Source organism: Endozoicomonas sp. (assembly GCF_031844845.1).
Classification (GTDB): Bacteria; Pseudomonadota; Gammaproteobacteria; order Pseudomonadales; family Endozoicomonadaceae; genus Endozoicomonas.
The window spans coordinates 1-3,837 of sequence record NZ_JAVRMB020000010.1 but is presented as its reverse complement, the minus strand read 5'-3'; the positions used below and the strand labels follow the sequence as shown (position 1 = coordinate 3,837).

4 protein-coding genes are annotated in these 3,837 nt (G+C 49.8%); 3 read left to right on the top strand and 1 reads right to left on the bottom strand.

Annotated elements, in window-relative coordinates; genetic code table 11:
• The 3 genes from RM811_RS00550 to glyS all read left to right on the top strand — a co-directional run.
• Window positions 1-243 (top strand): potassium transporter TrkG (locus RM811_RS00550; RefSeq protein ID WP_402519671.1); only part of this gene is annotated, 243 nt, incomplete at its 5' end.
• Between the two features lie 274 nt (window positions 244-517).
• Complete coding sequence (gene glyQ, locus RM811_RS00545; protein ID WP_402519668.1) at window positions 518-1,498, top strand: glycine--tRNA ligase subunit alpha; 981 nt, start codon at window positions 518-520, stop codon at window positions 1,496-1,498.
• Entirely contained in the window at window positions 1,495-3,594 is a 2,100-nt protein-coding gene (gene glyS / locus RM811_RS00540) for a glycine--tRNA ligase subunit beta (RefSeq protein ID WP_402519665.1), read from the top strand. The genes glyQ and glyS overlap by 4 nt, the downstream gene beginning before the upstream one ends.
• A 10-nt stretch (window positions 3,595-3,604) precedes the next feature.
• On the opposite strand, the gene RM811_RS00535 is transcribed toward glyS, so the two are convergent.
• Window positions 3,605-3,837, bottom strand: a 233-nt coding sequence (locus tag RM811_RS00535) for a hypothetical protein (RefSeq protein WP_402519663.1), incomplete at its 5' end; no start/stop codon positions are given.

Sequence of the window (3,837 nt, the reverse complement as noted above, 5' to 3'; positions counted from 1 at the left end):
TACATTCTGATGTTCGTACTTTTATTCCTGGCATTGCTGGCCACTGGCCTGGATTTTACCACCGCCTTCTCAACCATTGCCTCCTGTCTGAATAACCTTGGACCCGCCCTGGGGGAAGCAGCATTCAGTTACCAGAGTCTGCCCGACAGCGCAAAATGGATTCTCTCTTTTGCCATGCTGCTTGGCCGGCTGGAGATTTTTACACTGCTGGTATTGTTTACGCCAACCTTCTGGCGTTACTGAACTTTTTACAGGGTGATAACATCCGATAATCACCCATAATCATTTTATCCAGAAGGCTTACCCACGTTTTTCACAGGTTATCCACAGCTTAAATTTAAGCCCACAAACCGGTATAATCCCCCTCTATTTTTACCATCGTACCCTGTATGTGATCACTTACAGGGAAAACCTATGCCAGGCACGTTGGCTGATCAAACTTTATTGAGCAATGGTGAATATCAAGCTCAATGCAAAGAGGACTCAGCTCGCAATTGAGCCTCTAAGAGGTAGAAAAGTGACTTCCCAGAGCACGCCAGACATCAATACATTCCAGGGCCTGATCTTTGCCCTTCAGCAATTCTGGGCCCAACAGGGCTGCGCCATCATGCAACCGCTGGATATGGAAGTGGGTGCCGGTACTTTTCACCCGGCCACCTTCCTGCGAGCCATTGGTCCGGAAAACTGGAACGCTGCCTACGTTCAGCCCAGCCGTCGGCCCACCGACGGCCGCTATGGCGAAAACCCAAACCGTTTGCAACACTACTACCAGTTTCAGGTGGTCATGAAGCCCTCCCCTGACAATATTCAGGAGCTCTATCTGGACTCCCTTCGTCAACTCGGGATTGATCCGCTGGTTCATGATATCCGTTTCGTAGAAGATAACTGGGAATCCCCCACGCTGGGTGCCTGGGGTCTTGGCTGGGAAGTCTGGATGAATGGTATGGAAGTTACCCAGTTTACCTATTTCCAGCAGGTGGGTGGTCTTGAGTGCTATCCAGTGACCGGTGAGATCACTTACGGTCTTGAGCGACTGGCCATGACCATTCAGGCTGTGGATAACGTGTATGACCTGATCTGGACGGTCGGTCCACAGGGCCCTGTGACCTATGCCGATGTTTTCCTGCAGCAGGAAGTTGAAATGTCCACCTTCAACTTCGAGCATGCGGATACTGAATCGCTGTTCAAACAATTCGATTTCTTCGAACGTGAATCCCATAAACTGGTAGAGACCGGCCTGCCCCTGCCAGCCTATGAATATGTGTTGAAAGCGTCTCATACCTTTAACCTGCTGGATGCTCGCCATGCTATCTCAGTGACTGAGCGTCAGCGTTTTATCCTGCGTGTCAGAACTCTGGCAAGAGCCGTTGCCAAAGCGTACTTCGATAAACGACATGCCCTTGGTTTCCCCATGGCTGATGAGCGTATCCGTAATGAGGTTCTGGCGCTTCTTGCAAAAGACGCAACAAAAAACAGCGCGCAGGAGAGTAAGCAATGAGCAATATTAATAAAGAAGACTTTCTGGTCGAGCTGGGAACCGAAGAGCTGCCACCAAAGGCATTGAGAAAGCTCTCTGACGCTTTTGTACAGGGTATTATTTCAGGACTTGAAAAAGCACAGGTTACCTTTTCAAGCTATGAATCATTCGCTGCTCCCCGTCGTCTGGCCTTGCTGATCAAAGGGCTGGATATGGCACAACCTGACCAGAAGCTCGAGCGTAAGGGCCCTTCTGTTAAGGCAGCTTATGATGCTGAAGGTAACCCAAGTAAAGCCGCTGAAGGGTTTGCCCGTTCCAACGGTGTGAGTTTTGCCGATCTGGAGCAGGAAGAAACCCCAAAAGGTGCCTGGCTGGTTTATCGTTCTGTACAACAAGGTGAGGCAACTCGTACCCTGCTGCCAGATATTATTTCCCAGTCTCTCAACAACCTGCCTATCCCCAAGCGGATGCGCTGGGGAGCCAGCCGAACTGAATTTGTTCGTCCCGTGCACTGGCTGTTAATGATCACCGGTAACCAGATCGTTGACTGTGAAATTCTTGGTCTGAAAGCCGGTAACACCACGCGCGGCCACCGCTTTCATGCGAACAAAGAGTTGACCATTACTGCGCCATCTGACTATGAAGCGATACTTCATGAACAGGGGAAGGTCATTGCCAGCTTTGCAACACGCAGGGAATTGATTCAGAAACAGGTTCAACAAGTGGCAACCCGTATCAATGGTATTGCCGTCATTGATGAAGACCTGCTGGATGAAGTGACTGCGCTGAATGAATGGCCCGTTGCCATTTCAGGACGGTTTGACGATGCTTTCCTGTCAGTCCCTTCCGAAGCCCTGATTTCATCCATGAAAGGGCACCAGAAATATTTCCACGTAGTTGATGCTGAAGAAAAGTTGCTTCCTCACTTTATCACCGTCGCTAACATTGAAAGCTCAGAGCCGCGATATGTGGTGGAAGGTAATGAGAAAGTTATTCGTCCGCGCCTGGCCGATGCCAAGTTTTTCTACGACACTGATCGTAAGAGTACTCAGGAAGATCGTCGTGAAAAACTCAAGTCCATTGTTTTCCAGGCTCAGTTAGGTTCGGTTTTTTCCAAGACAGAACGTATTGCACGACTATCGGCGTATATTTCAGAAGTTGAAGGTGGTGATGCCAAGCTAGCGGAACGTGCCGGTCAGCTGTGTAAATCAGACCTGGTGTCCGATATGGTTCTGGAATTCCCGGAGCTTCAGGGCATCATGGGTCAGTACTATGCTGATAATGACGGTGAAAATCCGGAAGTCAGCAAAACCCTGTGTGAGCAGTATATGCCACGCTTTGCCGGTGACCAGTTGCCTTCAAACCTGACCGGTTGTGCCGTAGCCATTGCCGATAAAGTCGATACCATCACCGGAATTTTTGGTATTAATCAGTTACCGACCGGAAGCAAGGATCCTTTTGCTTTACGTCGTGCCAGCATCGGTGTGCTCCGTATCATTGTTGAGAAGAAACTCAACCTGGATCTGGAAGCACTGATTGAGCAGACTATCCTTGGTTATCAAGAACAAAGTGTAGAACTTCCAGCGGCTGATGGTTTAAATACGACAGCGGTTAATTATATGCTGGAACGATTTGATGCCGCTTATCAGGAAGAAGGTGTCGCCGTAGAAATCATCAACTCTGTTAAAGCACTGCGCCCAACCCGACCACTGGATTTCGATCGTCGTATCAAGGCCATCACCCGCTTTAATACCATGAATGAAGCGGATGCACTGGCTTCTGCTAACAAACGGGTATCTAACATTCTGGCTAAAGCAGGTAACATCATCATTCCGGACACTATTGATGAGTCTCTCCTGAGTGAGGCCGCCGAAATAGCGCTGGCCAAGGTGGTCTTTAGCAAGAAAGAGGAGATTGCTCCTGCGCTTAAAGAAGGCCGTTACGCCATTGTTATGGAAAGTCTGGCGGCACTGAAAGAGCCTGTTGATCAGTTCTTTGATCAGGTGCTGGTCAATGCTGAAGATGAAGCTATTCGCCTGAACCGCTACGCCTTGCTCAAGCAACTGCGCAGTTTGTTCCTGCATGTGGCGGATATCTCATTATTACAGAAAAGCTAAATACAAACGGTTAGGGAAGTGGCATTGTAGAAAGTACCAGCCCTCCGTCATTCCCGCGAAGGAGGGAATCTACCACGAACAGTGGATCCCCACCTTCAAGGCTGTCGCAAAACCCACCAGGAACCTCGTTCCCACGCTCTGCGTGGGAATGCATAGCCAACCACAGGAATCGTGTCTGTGGTTCGGTCCTGGCGCTACCACGCAGAGCGTGGGAGCGAGGAGGGTTTTGCGACAACCGCCTTC